Origin of the sequence: Halomonas sp. AOP30-A1-24 (assembly GCF_052378165.1) — a bacterium.
Taxonomy (GTDB): Bacteria; Pseudomonadota; Gammaproteobacteria; order Pseudomonadales; family Halomonadaceae; genus Vreelandella; species Vreelandella citrativorans.
Genome location: NZ_JBQSXL010000013.1, coordinates 62,448 through 79,855, shown reverse-complemented (window position 1 = coordinate 79,855; position 17,408 = coordinate 62,448). Strand labels below are relative to the sequence as shown.

Below are 17,408 nucleotides of genomic sequence, written 5' to 3'. Positions count from 1 at the left end.
CCTTGAGAATAAATAAGCGCCCTAGTAGGCAGTAGGCGATATATCCATGGTGCCACTGGAATCGATCGAAATACGGTATCGCGTTTCTTCATTCTCTCGCGCCAAGAAGTCAGCCCTCCGCCGCAAGCGCCCCCTGAAAGGCATGCAGTCGATCACTGGGGACGCGCTTAGCGGCATCTGACGATATGGGCGTTCTAACCAATCTTAGCTTTAAAAGGGAGGGTGGCGCTAGCTTATTGGAATCAAACTTTACTCCCAAATTGGGAGGCGCTACAATATCCCATATTGGGAGGTGGCATGAGAGTCATAGCAAAGCGTACGCTGAAAGAGTTTTGGGAGCAGGGCTATGGCGATGCCGAAACCCCGCTGACCGAGTGGTATAACATGATGCTAAAGGCATCTTGGGAAACACCACAGCAACTAAAGGCTGATATTAGAACAGCAAGCATCCTGAAAGGTGGGCGCGCTGTTTTCAATATCGGTGGCAATAAGTACCGGGTAATCCTATCCATTCGTTATGAGCAGCAAATTGCCTGGGTTCGATTCGTCGGCACCCATGCTCAGTACGATAAAGTTGATGCGGAGACAATATGATGAACATTCAGCCCATCCGTAATGATAGCGACCTTGATCGCGCTTTCGCTCGCCTAGAAGAGCTTTGGAGTGCCGCGCCGGACTCTCCTGAAGCCGATGAAATTGAAGTGCTTTCCATCCTTATTGAGAAGTACGAGGATAAGCACTATCCCATTGGCCCGTCCGACCCCATCGAAGCTATCAAATTTCGCATGGAGCAACAGGGACTAACGCAGCGCGACCTTGAGGCTTATATCGGTCCTAGTGGCCGCGTCTCTGAGGTATTGAATCGTAAGCGCAAGCTAAGCCTGGGCATGATAAAAAGACTTCATGACGGCCTGAAAATCCCTTACGACAGCCTTATGAATCAGGTCGCCTAACCAGCAGACCCCGCTTCAGCGGGGTTGAATCCTTCCTGCCCATCAAAAGAATCTAACCGCAATGTCTGCTGTATCTGATTTGCTCGGTAGTGGCACCTGTGACGCTTTCTAGCTGGGAAGTGGATAGCAAAAAGCCTTGGCGCTAGGCTCGTAATGCTGTTCACTTAAGCGGCGCCGCCTTGCGATTTACTGGATAGCGGGTTTTGGATATTTTTACCGTCCTCGGCCTTGATGGTCGAGGACGGTCATCCAGAAAGGTGAAGAGCAGACTCTATCCATTCGACAGGGATATGCTGGGCAAAGGTGCTGAGGCCAGTGAAGGAATGTAGCTCATCAATATCGAGCAATGTCTGTTGAATAGGCACAAAAAAATCCGGTATCCAATGAAGAATACCGGATTTTCTTAGAGCCTTCGGTCATCGTTAACCGAACGGCATTACGCTCACGAGCGTTTTTTCAGCTTACTAACGCTTGGCGCTAGCAGCAAACATCAAATGCTGAGAATTAACCCAGAACTTTGATGTTGGAAGCCTGAAGGCCTTTCTTACCCTGAGTGACGTCGAAGGAAACCTTCTGGCCGTCTTGCAGAGTTTTGAAACCGTCAGCTTGAATTTCAGAGAAATGCGCGAACAGGTCGTCGCCATTGTCGTCCGGAGAAATGAAGCCGAAACCTTTAGTGTCGTTAAACCACTTAACGGTACCAGTTGCCATGATCGAAATCCTCGATGTAGCTTAATGTAAAGCCGGGAAATACCCGAATTGCAGTGGGTAGAACAAGAAACTTTCACCAGACTCACGCTTAGGCGTTCGATACTGCTGACAACGTTCGACTTGCTAACCAACTGCGTTTAAGAATGCGCCTAACCAGGTCGCACGTCAACACTATGCTTAAAAAAAAAGTTAATGCAACACATTTTCCTCTAAAATCCATTTAGCCGCTTTTTCTGCAATCATTAACGTGGGCGAGTTTGTATTACCGCTGGTGATGGTGGGCATTATCCCCGCATCCGCAATGCGTAACCCCTTGACGCCCAGCACTCGTAATTTAGCATCCACAACGGCCATCGGATCATCAGCACAACCCATCCGTGTTGTGCCTACGGGATGAAAAATGGTGGTACCTATGTCGCCTGCCAAGCGCGTTAGCTCGTCATCACTTTGATACTCAAGCCCCGGTTTAACCTCCTCGGGAGCATATTTGGAAAAAGCCGCTTGCGCTGCAATGTGCCGAGTAACGCGCAGTGAATCAGCGGCCACCTTTCGATCCTCGTGGGTACTTAAATAGTTGGGCGAAATAGCCGGAGCATCAGCTGGATTGGAGCTTTTCAGGCGGACTGTTCCGCGACTGCTCGGATTTAAGTTGCATACGCTGGCGGTAATGGCCGGATAAGGATGTAGCGGCTGCCCAAATGCCTCAAGGCTTAATGGCTGAACGTGGTACTGAATATTAGCGTGCTCATACTCGTTAGAGCTGCGCGTAAAGGCGCCAAGTTGTGAAGGTGCCATGCTCATGGGGCCGGTGCGCTTGCACAGATACTCCCAGCCAATGCCTGCTTTACCCAGCAAAGTGCCTGCTACCGCATTGAGCGTTTTTGCATTGGTGACACGATACACTGAACGGATCTGAAGATGATCTTGCAGGTTCTCGCCTACACCCGGCAGGTCATGCACTACCTCAATGGCGTGCTCTTCAAGATGCGCTTTAGGCCCAATACCCGATAGCTGCAAAAGGTGCGGCGAGCCAATGGCACCGGCACACAAAATTACTTCTTTGCTGGCGCGGGCGTTCAGGTTTTTCCCGCGCTGGGTAACGTCTACTCCGTTACAGAGTGGACTGCCCTGACCATCTTCAAAGCAGAGCCGATTCACCTGGGTAGAGTGCCAAAGCGTCAGGTTGTTACGTTTAAGCGCGGGGCGTAAAAACGCCTTGGCGGTGTTCCAGCGCCAGCCATTACGCTGGTTGACTTCAAAGTAAGCAACACCTTCATTATTGCCACGGTTAAAATCCTCGGTGCGGGGAATACCGGCCTGCACGGCCGCCTCGGCGAAGTCGTCCAACACTTCCCACTTCAAGCGCTGCTTTTCAACCCGCCACTCACCGCTATCGCCGTGAAACTCGCGCTGCTCGGCATCCGCATCGCCTCCTTCATCCAGCCGGTAGTGGCTTTCATGCTGCATAAAGTCCGGCAGGCAGTTCTCCCACCGCCAAGCATCATCACCCACGACCTCAGCCCAGTGGTTGTAGTCGCGCGCCTGGCCGCGCATATAAATCATGCCGTTGATACTCGAACAGCCGCCCAGGGTTTTACCCCGCGGGTAAATCAGCGAACGGCCGTTCAAGCCTTGTTCTGGCTCGGTGCGAAACAGCCAATCGGTGCGCGGGTTATTAATGCAGTACAGATACCCCACCGGAATATGGATCCAGTGATAGTTATCGCGCCCACCCGCTTCGATTAGAAGCACCCGATTATTCGGATCGGCGCTTAACCGGTTGGCCATCAGGCAGCCTGCGGTGCCTGCACCTATCACAATGTAGTCAAATGCCAAGGTTTGTTGTTGTGTCATTTGCCTTGCTCCGCATCGACTTATTTGGCCGTCGGCATCACAAACTCAGCCCCGTTATCAATCGAGTCTGACCAGCGCTGCATAATTGACTTCTGCCTGGTATAAAAACGTACGCCCTCCTCGCCGTAGGCGTGGGTATCGCCGAACAGTGAACGCTTCCAACCGCCAAAGCCGTGCCACGCCATCGGCACCGGGATAGGCACATTGATACCGACCATGCCAACCTGAATACGGCGCCCGAACTCTCTTGCCACGCTGCCGCTTTCGGTAAAGCAGCTGACGCCGTTACCGAATTCATGGTCGTTGATTAACTGAATGGCCGTCGCGACATCCGGCACGCGTACGCACACCAACACCGGGCCAAAGATCTCTTCTTTATAGATCGTCATTTCCGGCGTGACGTGGTCGAAAAGCGTGCCGCCCATCCAGAAGCCGTCGGCACAGTCACTACCCACCTGGGTAGTATCAAACTCACGGCCATCCACGATCAGTTTCGCACCTTCAGACACGCCTTTTTCGATGTAGCCGGTAATACGCTGGTGGGCCTGACACGTTACGATCGGCCCCATTTCGGCATCCAGCTGCATGCCATTTTTTACTTTTAGCGCTTTAGCGCGCTCGGCAAGCTTGGGCACCACGCTATCCGCCACGTCGCCGACCAGTACCGCTACGCTAATCGCCATGCAGCGCTCGCCCGCCGAGCCGTAGGCGGCGCCGATTAACGCATCCACCGCTTTATCCAGGTGCGCATCAGGCATCACGACCATATGGTTTTTCGCCCCGCCCAATGCCTGCACGCGCTTGCCGTGCCTGGCACCCCGCTCATAGATCAGGTTGGCAATTGGCGTCGAGCCAACAAACGAGAGCGCTTTGACCTCGGGGTGATCGATTAATGCTTCAACAGACTCCTTCCCTCCCTGCACCACGTTAAACACGCCATCGGGCAAACCGGCCTGCTTCAGAAGGCCTGCCAGCATTAGTGACGCGCTAGGGTCAAGCGGGCTTGGTTTGAGAATAAAGGTGTTACCCGTGGCGATGGCGATAGGGAACATCCACATCGGCACCATGACCGGGAAGTTAAACGGCGTAATACCCGCCACAACGCCAAGCGGTTGCCGGGTTGTCCAATTATCAATACCGGTACTGACCTGCTCGGTGTAGTCACCCTTAAGCAGTTGGGGGATACCGCAGGCAAACTCGACAACATCGATCCCGCGCGCCACCTCGCCCTGGGCATCGGTAAATACCTTGCCATGCTCTTGGGTGATCGCCTCAGCGAGGGCATCTTTATGCGTATTCAATAATTCCAGAAACTTGAACAGCACTCGGGCCCGGCGAATGGGCGGCGTATCGGCCCACGCAGGAAACGCTGCACTGGCCGCATTTACAGCCGCCTCCACATCGCTTTGTGACGCCAGGGCGACACGGCCGGTGACTTGGCCGGTGGCTGGGTTAAACACATCCTGGGCATCGCCAGAGCGACCTTCGCTGATCTGACCATTAATAAAGTGCTGAATGGCTGTTGTTGTCATCATCACTACCTTTATAAGCAGAACCAATGGGATCTGCCCAGACTAGCGTGATTGTTGGCGCGATCAATTGAGTAAATTTAAACCGGGATATAAGCTCTGCTAATAACAAAATGAAAACCAGGAGGCGCCATGCACGAATACGCGACACTACGGGCATTTGTCATGGTCGCCCGTCTAGGCAGCGTCTCACGCGCGGCTGAGCAACTGCACCTTACCCAGCCCGCCATCAGCCTAAAGTTGAAGCAGCTTCAGCTAAGCTTGGGGCTTACTTTGTTTGAACGCCGCCCCCAGGGCTTAGCGCTAACGCCTGATGGCCATGCCCTGCTACCCTCCGCCGAGAAAGCCCTGGCAAGCGCCTATGCTTTTGAGCAAACGGCCAATACGTTGCACAGCACGCCAAGAGGCAAGCTCAAGATAGGCACGATTGTCGATCCAGAATTTATTCGCCTGGGCGCTTTCCTGCGCCGTCTAATGACGCAAGCACCGCAGCTTGAAACCGAGCTTCATCATGGGATGAGCGGCAATACGTTAAGGCGTGTTGAGCAAGGCGACCTGGATGTGGGGTTTTACCTGGCGCCACCCGGCCTGGGAACCCACCATGAGGCGCTTGCCTGGCGCGAGCTGACCCACTTTCACTACTACGTTGTTGCCCCGATGGGCTGGGATGCCCAACTGGCCGATACGCGCTGGGAAGCCCTGGCCCGCTTGCCCTGGATCGTCACGCCAGAGGACTCGGCCCATCACCGCCTTTTACAACACACACTTGCCAGCAGTGGCGCCACACCCAATCGCGTCGCTCAGGTCGATCAGGAGGCCTGCATGCTGGACTTAGTCCGCGCGGGCGTTGGCCTGAGCCTTGCGCGCGATGCTCTGGCTATGACCGAGCGTCAGGAAAGCGGCCTTGTCGTTGCCAGCAATATTTGCCTGCCCTGCGCACTTAGCCTGATTTGGCGCCATGATCGTGCAGAAGAACCTCCCATTGACGCGGCATTACGTACGCTGAACGAAGTATGGCCCTCGCTTTAAAGAAACTGGCTTTAAAAAGATGGACGGAACTATCACGAATACATACGCCAGCCAACCATTGATAAAAGACGTACGCACTTTTTATTGCCACCCTGGAAATGCCCTTTGGCGGGTCAAATTCAGGAGTAATCGATAACGCCGTTTAGGCTATTGCCACCGGTAAAAATAAAGCGCCGCCAACATCCTGGCGGCGCTTTTTAGTGTGAAAACGAAAACGCTATCAGCCCGCCTGCTGGGCCTGGTGCTCAAGCTCTTTGGTGACATCCGGGGTAAGCTTTAACGCTTGCGCCAGTTGATCCAACCAGGCGCGCTCCATGGGGTTCTGGTCATCAGTTACTGCGACACTCATTAAATACATTTCCCGGGCAGCCTGGGGCGAGTCCGCTTCGCGGGCAAGCGCTTCGGCATCCAATGGAGCCTTTAGCTGCCTTTCGACCCAGTTATGCATTTCCTGGTCGGCCCCTAGCGCATCGATCTGCTCCGTAATCAGCACCTGCTCCTGCTCATCAATATGCCCATCGGCGCGAGCTGCCATTATCATGGCCTGCAGCAGTTCAAGGCTACGCCGCTCCTGAACCTCACCGCTTAATACATCAACACGCTCGCCTTCTGCGTTACTGCTGGCGGCGGGTTGATTTTTAGCGGCCTGTGAATTCTGCCAGGCCTTCCAGGCCAGCATGCCAACCCCAGCAATGGCACCATACTTAAGCGCCTTACCGCCCATGCTCCGGCCACGTTTGGAACCGACCAGCATGCCCATGGCTCCACCGCCCAAAAGGCTTTTCATATCGAACCCGCTGGAACTTCCCGACTGGCTTGAGCGCTGATCACTACCGCCCCCGCCCAACTGACGAGACAAGCCCTCCAGCATGCCCTTCACATTGACTCCGCTGCTGCCTTTTTGGCTGCCGCCGGCCTGCTGCATAAGCTGTTGAAGAATTTTACTAGCGTTCATCCTTGTACTCCTTGGCTGACAGGCTGTATTGACAATATACGTACTGATAACGAATGCACTCATAGATCCTACTGAGTTTAGAGGACCTACGCCGGTATAACACCTTGCACTTGTACCGTGCTTCCCTGACGGCTGGCACGTACTTCTATACGAACCGGCATTTGCTCTTTGAGTTCGCTGACATGAGAAATAATTCCAATCATACGCCCGCCCATTTGCAGCTCACTCAGCATGGTGATGGCTTGGTCAAGGGCATCCTGGTCCAGGCTGCCAAAACCTTCATCGATAAATAGCGTATCGAGTTGAATGCCTCCGGCATACGCCTGCACCACGTCAGAGAGCCCTAGCGCTAGCGCCAGCGCGGCCATAAACGATTCGCCACCCGAGAGCGTCGCGACGGGGCGATTTTTACCGGTATAGGTATCAGCAACATCCAGCTCCAGGCCTGAGGCCTTATTTCCTTTGGAGGGGTCTTCACGGCGTACCAACTGATAACGCCCCCGGCTCATTCGCACCAGCCGCTCGGATGCCTGGATAAGCACATCATCCAACAGCACGCCAAGCACAAAACGCTGCAGGCTAATGCGATGCCCGGTGCGCCCATTGGCGATCTCGCTCAGCGTCCCCCATAAACGATACTCGGCCTCGAGCTCCGCCTCGGTGGCGTGAGCGGCCTTGAGCTTTTGCTGAGTGGCAGTTAGCTGAGTAATCCTCGCCGCCAGACGCTGGTAGGTTTGATCGCAAACCTGCTCATGCGCCTGCGCGCTAGCCACTTGCTCAGCCAGATCGGTTAAATCAGGCGGCGTTAACCCCTCAAGATGTGCCTGGCTTGCCTCAAGTTGACCATCCAGCTTGGCCAGCGCCTGCTGAAAGAGGGTGACGGTTTCAATAAGCGCTTGGCGCTCGGGCGCTTCCAGGCGAGCCTGAATAAAGTCAGCGTCGTTGTCGAAAGCGCTGCCGCTCAGCGCCTGTTGCCACTCGTTTTGCGCTGCGCTTAACGCCTGTGTAGCAGCGGCGGTGCGCTGGGCACTATCTGACAGCGTGGTTTCGGCGCGGGCCAGTGCCGTTTGCGCGTACTGAGCATTCTCCTGGGCAGATTGCCACGCCGCCTCAGACTGCTGAATGTCGCTTTGCACACGGCTAAGCTCTGCCTGCAACGCCTCCAGTGACCCATGTGCCTCGGGCAGCGCCCTACGCAGCTGCTCACACTGGGCTTCCAACTGGTGGCAACGCTTTTGAGCGGCCTCTAACTCAGGCTGCTGGGACTTTATCTGGGTATCCAGCGCTTTCCATTCGCTGCGCTGTTGTTCAAGTGTACATTCCTGCGCCGCCAGCTCTCGAGTAAGCACTTGATAGCGCTCAACGTGGCGCTGGCTCTCCTGGCAGGCGGCCTCCAATGCACTTAGCGGCTTGGCTCCCCACTCTCCCAGCGTATGGCGCAAGTTCTCGCTCTGCTCATCGTTATACTTAAGCTGCTGAGTTAACCGCTGCTGTAACTGTTGAGCCTGCATCAGCGCTTGATGCGCCTGTTCATACTCCGTGCGTGCTCGCTTTACATCGGCCTGGGTAACGGGGGGCTGTTCCTGTATGGCAGGCGCGGGATGCTCACGGCTACCGCATACCGGGCAGGGCTGATGGGTTTCCAGCCGAGCGGCAAGTAGCGCGGCCTGCCCCTGGTGCCAATGCATTTCCTGCTCGGTGGCCTGACGCTTATAGCGTTCAACCGTTTGCTGGTGACTCGCGACGTCACTTGCTGTCTGAGCCACCTGCCCGGCCAACACAGCGCGCTGGGACTCAAGCCCGGCCAGCGTTTGCCGCTGACCGTGCAGCGCCTGGCGGCCTTTTAGCACCTCATCACAGCCTGCAAGGTGATTGCGCTCCACCTGTTCCGCTTTTAGCTTGGCGGCAAGTGCCTCACCCTGCTCAGCGATGGTATCGCGCTGCTGTGTTTGTTGGCCTACCCGCTGGTGCAGGCCCTGCCATGCACTTTGGGCTTGGTGCAGCTCCTGTTCCACGCGGTTGAGTGCCTGAAACTGCTCCAAAGCTTGCTGTAAACGGCCAGCCTGTTCACGGAGTCCCGGCAACTGCTGGTAGCGTATTTGTGCCTGTTGTAACGCTTGCTGAGCGTGTTGATGCGCCGCCTGCTGTTTTTCGACGGCCGTTTGAGCCTGAACATGCTCTTGCTGGGTAGCGTGTGCCGTTTGCTGCACCGTTTGCACGCAGTGAAAGGGTGCGGCCAGTACTTGGGTTTGTTCATGGGCGCTTAAGTGCTGTTGAGCTCGCTCTATTTCTGGCTGTTGGTGTAACAGCTGTTTTTTTTCTGCACCCAGTGCCGCATGGCGATCAAAAAGCGCCTGGCACTCCTGCCCCCGACGCTCGGCTGTCTGGGTCTGTTCACGCTGCTGCTTGGCAATGGTTAACGCCTGCTCAGCAGCTTGGTGCTCTGGGGCCAGCGTTTCCAGTGCTTCAATAAGCGCCGCTTCGCTCTCACTATCGCTTGCATCCAGAATGCCCTGCACACGGTGCTGGTGATCTTTGACCGCCCGCTCTATCTGGTTGGCCTGTGTGCGCAGATGCTCTTCAATGCGTTGAAAAATATGGGTTTGAAACAGCTGGGAAAAAATCTTTTCGCGATCTTTTGACTCCGCCAGCAACAGCTCGCGGAACTTGCCCTGGGGCAGCACCATCACCTGGCGGAACTGGCTGGCATCCAACCCCAGTAGTGCCTGCACTTGGGCGGTAGCATCGTTAACGCTACGCGCGACGAGGCACTCATTTTCCTTGCCGTCAGCGGTTAGCCGCCACAGCTGGGCTTCTGCGTTTTGCGTTGTCGTCCCTTCGCCTCGCGCTTTAGGGCGCTCCTGCTGAGGCACGCGGCGCACCCGGTAGTTTTCTCCGCGCAGGTAAAAATCCAGCGTTACTTCAGTTAGCAACGTATCGGCTGCCTGGTCGCAGCGCATCTGGGTGCCCGAGCGCTCTTCTCCCGTGGTCTGGCCATAAAGCGCGAAGCAGATGGCGTCCAGAATCGAGCTTTTCCCGGCGCCTGTCGGGCCGTTGATCAAAAACAGCGGGCTTCTACCCAGCTGAGAAAAATTGATGGTCTCCTCGGCCGCAAAAGGGCCGAAGGCCTGCATGGTGAGTACGAGCGGCGTCATGACTGGCCCTCTTCATCGCGGCTGAGGGAGGTGATGACATCACTCATGGCGCGTGCCTGGTCAGCGCTCATGGCGTCACCGCTGGTTTGTTCGAAGAAATCGCTGAACATATCCAGGGCATTAAAGCGCAGCCGTTCGCGATCCAGTTGCTGACGCTGCTGCGTCCCTAGCATACCGGGCTTTTCGAGGTGCAGAACATTGGGGTATACCGCGCGCAGCTTACCCATGGGGTCTAAAATAGCGTGGCGGTCGGTTAACCGAACCAACAAGTAGTCATCGGCACAGAGGTCCTCGCGCCCTTGTCTCAACAGCTCATCAAGTTCGCCTTCCAGCACGCGCACTTCGCGCTTGGGCACCAGCGGGCGATGCTCAATGCCGGTCACTCCCTCGTTACCTATATCCACAAGCGTAACGCCTTTACGCTGCCGAGCTTCTGAAAAGCTGTATTTAAGCAGCGAGCCGCTGTAGCGAATATGTTCGCCGCCACGGTATTGCGGGCCATGCAAGTGCCCAAGCGCGACATAGTCAAAGCCCTGCATGGGCTCCCAGGCAACACTTTCTGCACCGCCCAGGGTTAACGGGCGCTCGGAATCAGATGCGCTGCCGCCATCTACAAAGCAGTGGCTCATCAGTACCGTTGGGCGGGTAGCGTGGCGCTTCTCACCAATACGCGTTAGCAAGTAGCGGTGGGCGCTATCAAAGTCGCGGACCGGTTCACCGAACTGGCTGCGTACGTATTCCGGGTCAGCATAGGGCACGCCAAAAATATCGACCTCAACGCCGTTGATAGCAAGCGTAACGGGGGTATCGCAGGCGCTCAAATCAGAAAGAATATGCAGCCCCGCCTGACGCAAATGGCGTGCACCAAAGCCCAAGCGCTCAGCACCATCGTGGTTGCCGGAAATAATAACCACTGGCAAACCACGCTCTTGGCAAAGCTCGCCCAGCACATCATCAAGCAACGTAACAGCCGCGGAAGGCGGCACCGAGCGGTCATAGATATCGCCCGCAATCAGCACAGCGTCTACGGCTTCGCGGTCGACGATCTCGATCAGCTGGTTTAGAACGTGGCGCTGGTCTTCAAGCAGTGAGATGTTGTGAAACAATCTCCCCAGGTGCCAATCGGCGGTGTGGAGTAGACGCATGGCAGGCTCAACGGCAGGTTAGGTGGTTGCATCATAACAACCTAACCTGACGGCGTTTAGCCTTTACGGGTGAGAAATACTTAAGGGCTCTTGGGCAATTGGCGTTTATGCTCGGTGCGGGCATAGGTGTCAATGATGGTGGTATACGCCTCATCGCTGATGGCATCGCCGACCAGGAAGGCATCAATATCCGCATAAGTCACGCCTAGCGCCACTTCATCCGCCAGCTGGGGTTTGAGCGTTTCAAGATCAGCGGTGGGCTGCTTTTCAACCAACGCGGAGGGTGCGCCCAGCGCCGCACCGACGTCACGTACCTGGCGTTTGGTTAGCCCGGTGAGCGGCGCAACGTCACAGGCGCCGTCACCATATTTGGTGAAGAACCCCATTAGTGCTTCGGCGGCTTGATCCGTTCCGACCACCAGGCCACTTCGTGCTCCGGCCGCTGCGTATTGCGTCACCATACGCTGGCGCGCCTTGATATTGCCCAACACAAAGTCGCGGTGACCGCCGTCTCTAAACGTTAGCCCGCCCTCTTCCAGTGCGGCCAACAGGGCATCACTTGCCGGTTTAACGTTAACGGTCAGCACATGGTCGGGTTCAATAAACGACAGTGCCTTCTGCGCATCATCTTCATCCTGCTGAGTACCATAAGGCAACCGCATCGCGTAAAAAGAGGCGTCGATGCCCTGCTCACGCGCCTTATTAACCGCTAACTGCGCCAAGCGGCCGCCTACCGTGGAATCTACGCCGCCACTAATGCCCAATACAAGCGCATGCTGCCCTGTATCGATCATTTCGCGACACAAGAAATCAACGCGCTTATCAATCTCTTGCTGCGGGTCAATACGCGGCGTTACCTGCAAAACCGTTTGAATATGCGATTGGGTTGCCTGCTGATCTACCATTCTGGCCTCCTTGCGGTCGAACGTTGATCCATAGCGGATAGCGTTTTATTCAGGCTAGAGCAGAAATGTGTTTGGTTCTACTCATCTAATGGCGCGCTACCGTTCAATACATCACGGTGATATTGAGGAATGCACTCCAATGCATAGTGCGCGGCGGCTAGGCGAACGTCGTTACGATCACCGGAAAAGCGGCGTGTCTCGGTAATCATGTAAATCTTTTGCTCATGGAGAAACGCCCAGGCAAAGCATACCGTACCGACAGGAATGTCATCATGCGGTTCAGGGCCTGCAATCCCGGTATTGGCGACGGTTATAGTGGCATCGTTATTATTAAGTGCCCCTAGCGCCATTTCTCGAGAGGTTTCTTCACTGGTAAGCCCATACGTATCAATCGTATCGAAGCTGACCGACAAATAACGATTTTTTGCCTCAGGGGAATAAACCGCCAGCCCACAGTCAATACACTGCCCGCTACCGGGCACACGGGCCAGCTCAGAGACAATCAGCCCTGCGGTGCATGATTCGGCAGTGGCCAATTTGAGCTTTTGTTGCTGTAGATAATCAGTAATTTGCTTAAGCAATTCCATTGCGTATCTCCTGACAAATCACAATCCCTGTCGTTTTATTCTTCCTCTTAAAAGGTAGCTGTTCTCGAAGAAGGCTGAAAAATCAGCCAGCAAGTTCATCATTTGTTAAAAAGCCCTTATCCATTGATAAGGGCTTAGCGCTGTTTCTTCCACCCATCCGCGTAGGAGCTATTCTGTAAGCGGTAGTCATGGCGCTCCTCTACAATGACCAGGGCATTTGCCCTGGTCATGTGCTGAACTAGCCGGAAGGCTTTTTAACTAGAAGCTTTTTGAAAGCGTAATCGCGCCGTACTTGTCCTGCTTTTCCTGGCCATCAAATTCACGTGTGCGCTGAACACCGGAAAAAACGGCTTGCCACCCATCCCAGGCAATGGCAAAACCAGCGGCCCCTTCTCCTACCCACTCTTTACGGTCAACCGAGTGACTGCTGGAAAACACGTTGCCATCCAGAGTGAGGTTATGCGCGACGTAGTAGCCTTCGACATTAGCGAATACATACCACTGCCAGCCCGTTGTACTCGTCATGCGGCCACGGTTACTGGGGTTGGGGGTAAGCGTCGGGATACCGCTGGCATCATCACCCCAGCGAACGCCATAACCCGCACTGGCGTAGGTATTGAGATTGCCCAAGGCAACGCTGACACCGGGGCCATGAGCCAAGCGCTTACCGGCCAGAGGCACGTTATGCCACCACTGACGACGCATGGTCAGGTTAAGCAACGGCTCATCCTTTAACTGGTTATGCCAGCCGCTTGGACGTTCGCTATTGGTAATACGGTGTACCTCACGCTGAATGCTGTCAGCAAGCGATGATGGGCCTACCAGGCCGGCCTCTATATGAAGATCAGTGGCTTGCTGCCAGCGTCCTACCGGAACATCTTCATAAAGTGACATACCCGCATAAACCAGGCCTGCATAGGGGCGGTCGTCCTCAATTAGCTCAGAGCGCTCGATATCATCCGGCGTATAAATCTGGTGCACCAATCGGAAAGCAACTGAATCCGCCTGGCCCATCAAACTATCCGGCAGCGCCGTGGCTAAACGCTGGGTCCAGTTTTCCGGGCTGGGCTTAAATGCCCAATTAAGCTCGAAGCCGCTGGTAAAGTGCCCATCGTCACTGCTCATTAGACCGTCATTTTCATGTGTCACAGAAATGACGTTGTTATCTGCATTCGCCAAGGCAGGGAGTAGACTCATTGCTGCTACAAAGGGAAGCAGGCGCCAAGCAGGCAGGCAGACGTTGTACATTGCTCATCCCTTGAGTGGGGGTTAAAACCAAAGTAGCGCCCTCGAAGAGCGCTAGCAAACATTTCTGATTGTATGTAAACATGCAAAAAGATAGCAAGGAAATATTATTCGCCAAACATCAATAACAACCCAACACCCGTGGCGCAAGGCGCTGCCTCTCTTCTGTACCAAAGGTGGGTAACAGTAAGCATAGCCAGTTCATATGCCCTCGATACGCGCACCATCAATTGGCAGTACCTTGCTTTATGTCTTTAAAGAAATAGCCTAACGGTCCCTTAACAGCCACTGCGGAGTAATTTCATGCTGGCCGTTTTCATCAGTGATAAACAGCGAGCCTTCACTCACCATAACCGCCCAGTTAATAGCGCGCGGGAGGTTCTGAGCAATCACTGCCAAGGCTTCTTGAGGCAAGGTCGCTACGTGAAAGTTTTTAAGCGTTGCCACGCCTGGAAGTACTTTGTTTTCCCATATATCGGTGCGCCCGTAGGCAAGCAGCGATACGCGCTCGGCGCGCCGTGAGCACCAGGTTAGGCGTTCGGCATCCGGCAAGCCTACTTCAACCCAATGCAGCACCCGCCCATCCAGACTCTTTTCCCATAGTGCGGGTTCATCCACATCGGAAAGTCCGCGCCCAAATGCAATCGCTTCGCTGTACCACAATACATAAGCAATCAGCCGCGCACTCATCCGCTCTTCTGTTTCAGAGGGGTGGCGTGCCACGGTAAAACGTAGCGTTTCATACACCCCACGATCCAGGTCGGTAAGGTTAATATCAACTTTGTAAGGCGTCGCACTAAGGGCCATCAGAATATCCAGCGATAAATTTTGGCTAGTTTACCTGATGCGCGGCCCGATAGGCGCTAGGCATTCCGATAATCAGCCGTTAGGGTGCTGTGTTTTAACGTATCGGCTTCGTGATGAGGCTCACGCCATTTTTCGTCGAGCGCTGCTTGATACCACGCCTGCATCGCTGGCAGCGTCAACAGGTGCTTTGCATAAGCGTTCGAAGCCTCGCTTAAAGGCAAGCCAAACGTTTGTACACGGAAGACGACAGGTGCGTAGAAGGCATCTACCGCCGTAAATTTGTCACCTGCCAGGTAAGGGCCACCAAAGCGTGAAAGGCCTTCTTGCCAGAGCCTATCCAATCGAGCGAGATCAGCTCTGAGCCCAGCAGAAACATCCTGAAGCGTAACGCGCACGCCGCAGTTCATGGGGCATTCGTTACGTAACGTGGAAAAGCCGCTATGCATTTCGGCGCTGGCCGAACGTGCCCAGGCACGTATTGTCGCCTCTTTTGGCCATACCCGAGCATGCTGCTCGGCAATGTATTCAACAATGGCCAGCGAATCCCAGACGGCCGTCTCGCCATCCACCAGGCAAGGCACAAGCCCGGAAGGCGAAAAGCGAATAAACGTATCGCGACTCGCCCCATTGCCACCCTCAAAGACCATAACGTGTTCCTTAAAAGGAATATCAAGCGCCTTCATAAGCACCCAAGGCCGCAATGACCATGAAGAGTAATTCTTGTTGGCAATGTAGAGATCAAACATGGTTACCCCTTTTTTACGTCAAATAAGCAAGGATGGCTACGCTAGTCGCATTATGTCGCCTTTCTTTATCCCATAAATTGCCTGTTTCATCGTCTAACAGATTCTTTTTTTACTTTATTTAAACCAAGGTCGTGTATGCAAGAAAATATCAAGCTGTACGATGTTACCGATAACATAGCCAGCAATTAGCACTATCATTGGGAGTACTCGCATGGATGAATGGACGCAAACGTTGTCCACAGGACCGTTGCTAGGCATTGCCGCCGTAGCGGTCTTGTCCCTTTTACTATTGATCATCAGATTCAAGATGCATGCGTTTGTGGCGCTGATGTTGGTGAGCTTACTGACGGCGCTCGCCACGCAGATTCCAGTCAATGCGATTGTTCCCACGATGGTGGATAGCTTTGGGGGAACACTGGGCGCTGTTGCTCTACTGGTAGGGTTAGGGGCAATGCTTGGCAAGCTTGTTGAGCATTCAGGCGGTGCCAAAGCGCTTGCCGATAAAATGATTGATCTCTTCGGCGAAAAGCGAGCGCCTTTTGCCCTCGGCATCACGTCGCTGCTAATGGGCTTTCCGATATTTTTTGATGCCGGCTTGATCGTCATGCTACCGATCATTTTTGCCGTTTCGCGTCGTTTGGGTGGCCCTATTCTTCTTTATGCCATGCCTGCTGCCGCTGCGTTTTCGGTTATGCATGTTTTCCTGCCCCCTCACCCAGGCCCGGTTACCGCATCGGAGCTTTATGAGGCAAATTTAGGGTTATTGCTGCTTGCTGGCGTGGTGATTGCGTTCCCCCTTTGGTGGATATCAGGCTATATGTGGGGGAAAATTGTTGCAAAGCGCTACCCCTTCCCTCTCGCAGACTCCCTGTTCGGCGACGTCAGCGATGACCACGTTATCAACCCGCCTTCTGTCAGCGTTGTTATCAGCATGCTGTTGCTGCCGATTGTGCTGATCTTCATGAACACCGGCTTAAACTTTCTGCGCTCAATGGGCGTTGTGGATAGTGACGCACTGTGGTTCCAACTGCTATCAGCCGTTGGCAACACGCCGGTAGCGCTGCTTATTTCAACGTTGGTGGCGATGTTAGTACTGGGCCGCCGCCAAGGTGTCGGAGGCAGTGCATTAGAAAAAATACTGGATTCTTCTCTGGGGCCGATTTGCTCGGTAGTACTGATCACAGGCGCCGGCGGTATGTTCGGTGGCGTACTCAGGGCATCCGGCATTGGCGATGCGCTATCAAGTTCGCTCAGCGATATTGGTTTACCGATCATCCTGGCGGCTTATGTCATTGCGGTGATTATGCGCTTGGCCCAAGGCTCGGCAACTGTCGCCCTGGTAACCGCCGCCGGGCTCATGGCCCCCGCCGTGATTGGCGGTGACTTTACATCCATGCAGGTAGTGGCGATTACTCTGGCAACAGCAGCGGGCTCTGTCTTTGCTGGGCATGTCAACGACTCGGGATTCTGGCTGGTTGGCCGCCTGTTAGGAATGGACGTCAAGACAACGCTCAAGACCTGGACCGTTCAGCAGGCGCTGCAATCTGTTGTGGGGTTTGTGTTCGCATCATTTATTTTTATGCTGTTTTGAACGGTTACGCTGCATAGAAAAACATCAACTAAAGAGCTTTCCAGGCGTTCCTAGCGTGCAGCCTGGAACAACGTATTTCCCCCAAGCGCCATCAATATGCCTGCGTTTAAGCGTTGAATAAGTGATGAGGAGTAGCTCAGCATAAAACGAGGGCGGCGCTTCCGCCACCCTTGAATAGAGCGCTATGGGCTTGTTG

At 54.5% G+C, this 17,408-nt stretch carries 15 protein-coding genes; 4 read left to right on the top strand and 11 right to left on the bottom strand.

The window, feature by feature from the left end; all coding sequences use genetic code 11:
* Positions 1–297: 297 nt before the first annotated feature.
* The gene (locus ACT3TJ_RS09355; RefSeq protein ID WP_193054524.1) at positions 298–594 is read left to right on the top strand and encodes a type II toxin-antitoxin system HigB family toxin; all 297 of its coding nucleotides are present in this window, start codon (positions 298–300) and stop codon (positions 592–594) included.
* Entirely contained in the window at positions 591–953 is a 363-nt protein-coding gene (locus ACT3TJ_RS09350) for a helix-turn-helix domain-containing protein (protein ID WP_226912098.1), read from the top strand. The genes ACT3TJ_RS09355 and ACT3TJ_RS09350 overlap by 4 nt, the downstream gene beginning before the upstream one ends.
* A 504-nt stretch (positions 954–1,457) precedes the next feature.
* Here ACT3TJ_RS09350 and ACT3TJ_RS09345 read toward each other — a convergent pair.
* From ACT3TJ_RS09345 to ACT3TJ_RS09335, 3 genes are all read right to left on the bottom strand, one after another.
* Positions 1,458–1,664: a cold-shock protein gene (locus ACT3TJ_RS09345; protein ID WP_054641278.1), complete on the bottom strand. Its 207-nt coding sequence runs from the start codon at positions 1,662–1,664 to the stop codon at positions 1,458–1,460.
* A gap of 189 nt (positions 1,665–1,853) precedes the next feature.
* Positions 1,854–3,518 (bottom strand): GMC family oxidoreductase, encoded by a 1,665-nt coding sequence (locus tag ACT3TJ_RS09340; protein WP_193054523.1) that lies wholly within the window; start codon positions 3,516–3,518, stop codon positions 1,854–1,856.
* Between the two features lie 20 nt (positions 3,519–3,538).
* Positions 3,539–5,050 carry a CoA-acylating methylmalonate-semialdehyde dehydrogenase gene (locus tag ACT3TJ_RS09335; protein ID WP_444622259.1) on the bottom strand — a complete coding sequence of 504 codons (1,512 nt, stop codon included), beginning with the start codon at positions 5,048–5,050 and terminating at the stop codon, positions 3,539–3,541.
* A 129-nt stretch (positions 5,051–5,179) separates the two neighbouring features.
* On the opposite strand from ACT3TJ_RS09335, the gene ACT3TJ_RS09330 reads away from it, so the two are divergent.
* The gene (locus ACT3TJ_RS09330) at positions 5,180–6,076 is read left to right on the top strand and encodes a LysR family transcriptional regulator (RefSeq protein ID WP_444622260.1); all 897 of its coding nucleotides are present in this window, start codon (positions 5,180–5,182) and stop codon (positions 6,074–6,076) included.
* 220 nt (positions 6,077–6,296) lie between these two features.
* Here the strand turns inward: ACT3TJ_RS09330 and ACT3TJ_RS09325 are convergent, their stop codons facing one another.
* The 8 genes from ACT3TJ_RS09325 to ACT3TJ_RS09290 form a co-directional block, all read right to left on the bottom strand.
* Complete coding sequence (locus tag ACT3TJ_RS09325) at positions 6,297–7,031, bottom strand: tellurite resistance TerB family protein (protein WP_444622261.1); 735 nt, start codon at positions 7,029–7,031, stop codon at positions 6,297–6,299.
* Between the two features lie 86 nt (positions 7,032–7,117).
* Entirely contained in the window at positions 7,118–10,186 is a 3,069-nt protein-coding gene (locus tag ACT3TJ_RS09320) for an AAA family ATPase (RefSeq protein ID WP_444622262.1), read from the bottom strand.
* Entirely contained in the window at positions 10,183–11,331 is a 1,149-nt protein-coding gene (locus ACT3TJ_RS09315) for an exonuclease SbcCD subunit D (RefSeq protein ID WP_444622263.1), read from the bottom strand. The genes ACT3TJ_RS09320 and ACT3TJ_RS09315 overlap by 4 nt, the downstream gene beginning before the upstream one ends.
* A gap of 80 nt (positions 11,332–11,411) precedes the next feature.
* Positions 11,412–12,236 carry an ammonia-dependent NAD(+) synthetase gene (gene nadE, locus ACT3TJ_RS09310; protein WP_444622264.1) on the bottom strand — a complete coding sequence of 275 codons (825 nt, stop codon included), beginning with the start codon at positions 12,234–12,236 and terminating at the stop codon, positions 11,412–11,414.
* A gap of 77 nt (positions 12,237–12,313) precedes the next feature.
* A complete protein-coding gene (locus tag ACT3TJ_RS09305) occupies positions 12,314–12,823 on the bottom strand; it encodes a CinA family protein (protein ID WP_444622265.1) in 510 nt (169 codons plus the stop codon).
* 258 nt (positions 12,824–13,081) lie between these two features.
* Positions 13,082–14,071, bottom strand: coding sequence for a lipid A deacylase LpxR family protein (locus tag ACT3TJ_RS09300; protein WP_172117288.1), 990 nt, complete (start codon positions 14,069–14,071; stop codon positions 13,082–13,084).
* A gap of 264 nt (positions 14,072–14,335) precedes the next feature.
* Positions 14,336–14,875: a YaeQ family protein gene (locus ACT3TJ_RS09295; RefSeq protein ID WP_444665666.1), complete on the bottom strand. Its 540-nt coding sequence runs from the start codon at positions 14,873–14,875 to the stop codon at positions 14,336–14,338.
* A 56-nt stretch (positions 14,876–14,931) separates the two neighbouring features.
* Positions 14,932–15,621: a glutathione S-transferase family protein gene (locus tag ACT3TJ_RS09290; RefSeq protein ID WP_444622266.1), complete on the bottom strand. Its 690-nt coding sequence runs from the start codon at positions 15,619–15,621 to the stop codon at positions 14,932–14,934.
* A gap of 211 nt (positions 15,622–15,832) precedes the next feature.
* On the opposite strand from ACT3TJ_RS09290, the gene ACT3TJ_RS09285 reads away from it, so the two are divergent.
* Positions 15,833–17,212 (top strand): GntP family permease, encoded by a 1,380-nt coding sequence (locus tag ACT3TJ_RS09285; RefSeq protein WP_444622267.1) that lies wholly within the window; start codon positions 15,833–15,835, stop codon positions 17,210–17,212.
* Positions 17,213–17,408 lie beyond the last annotated feature (196 nt).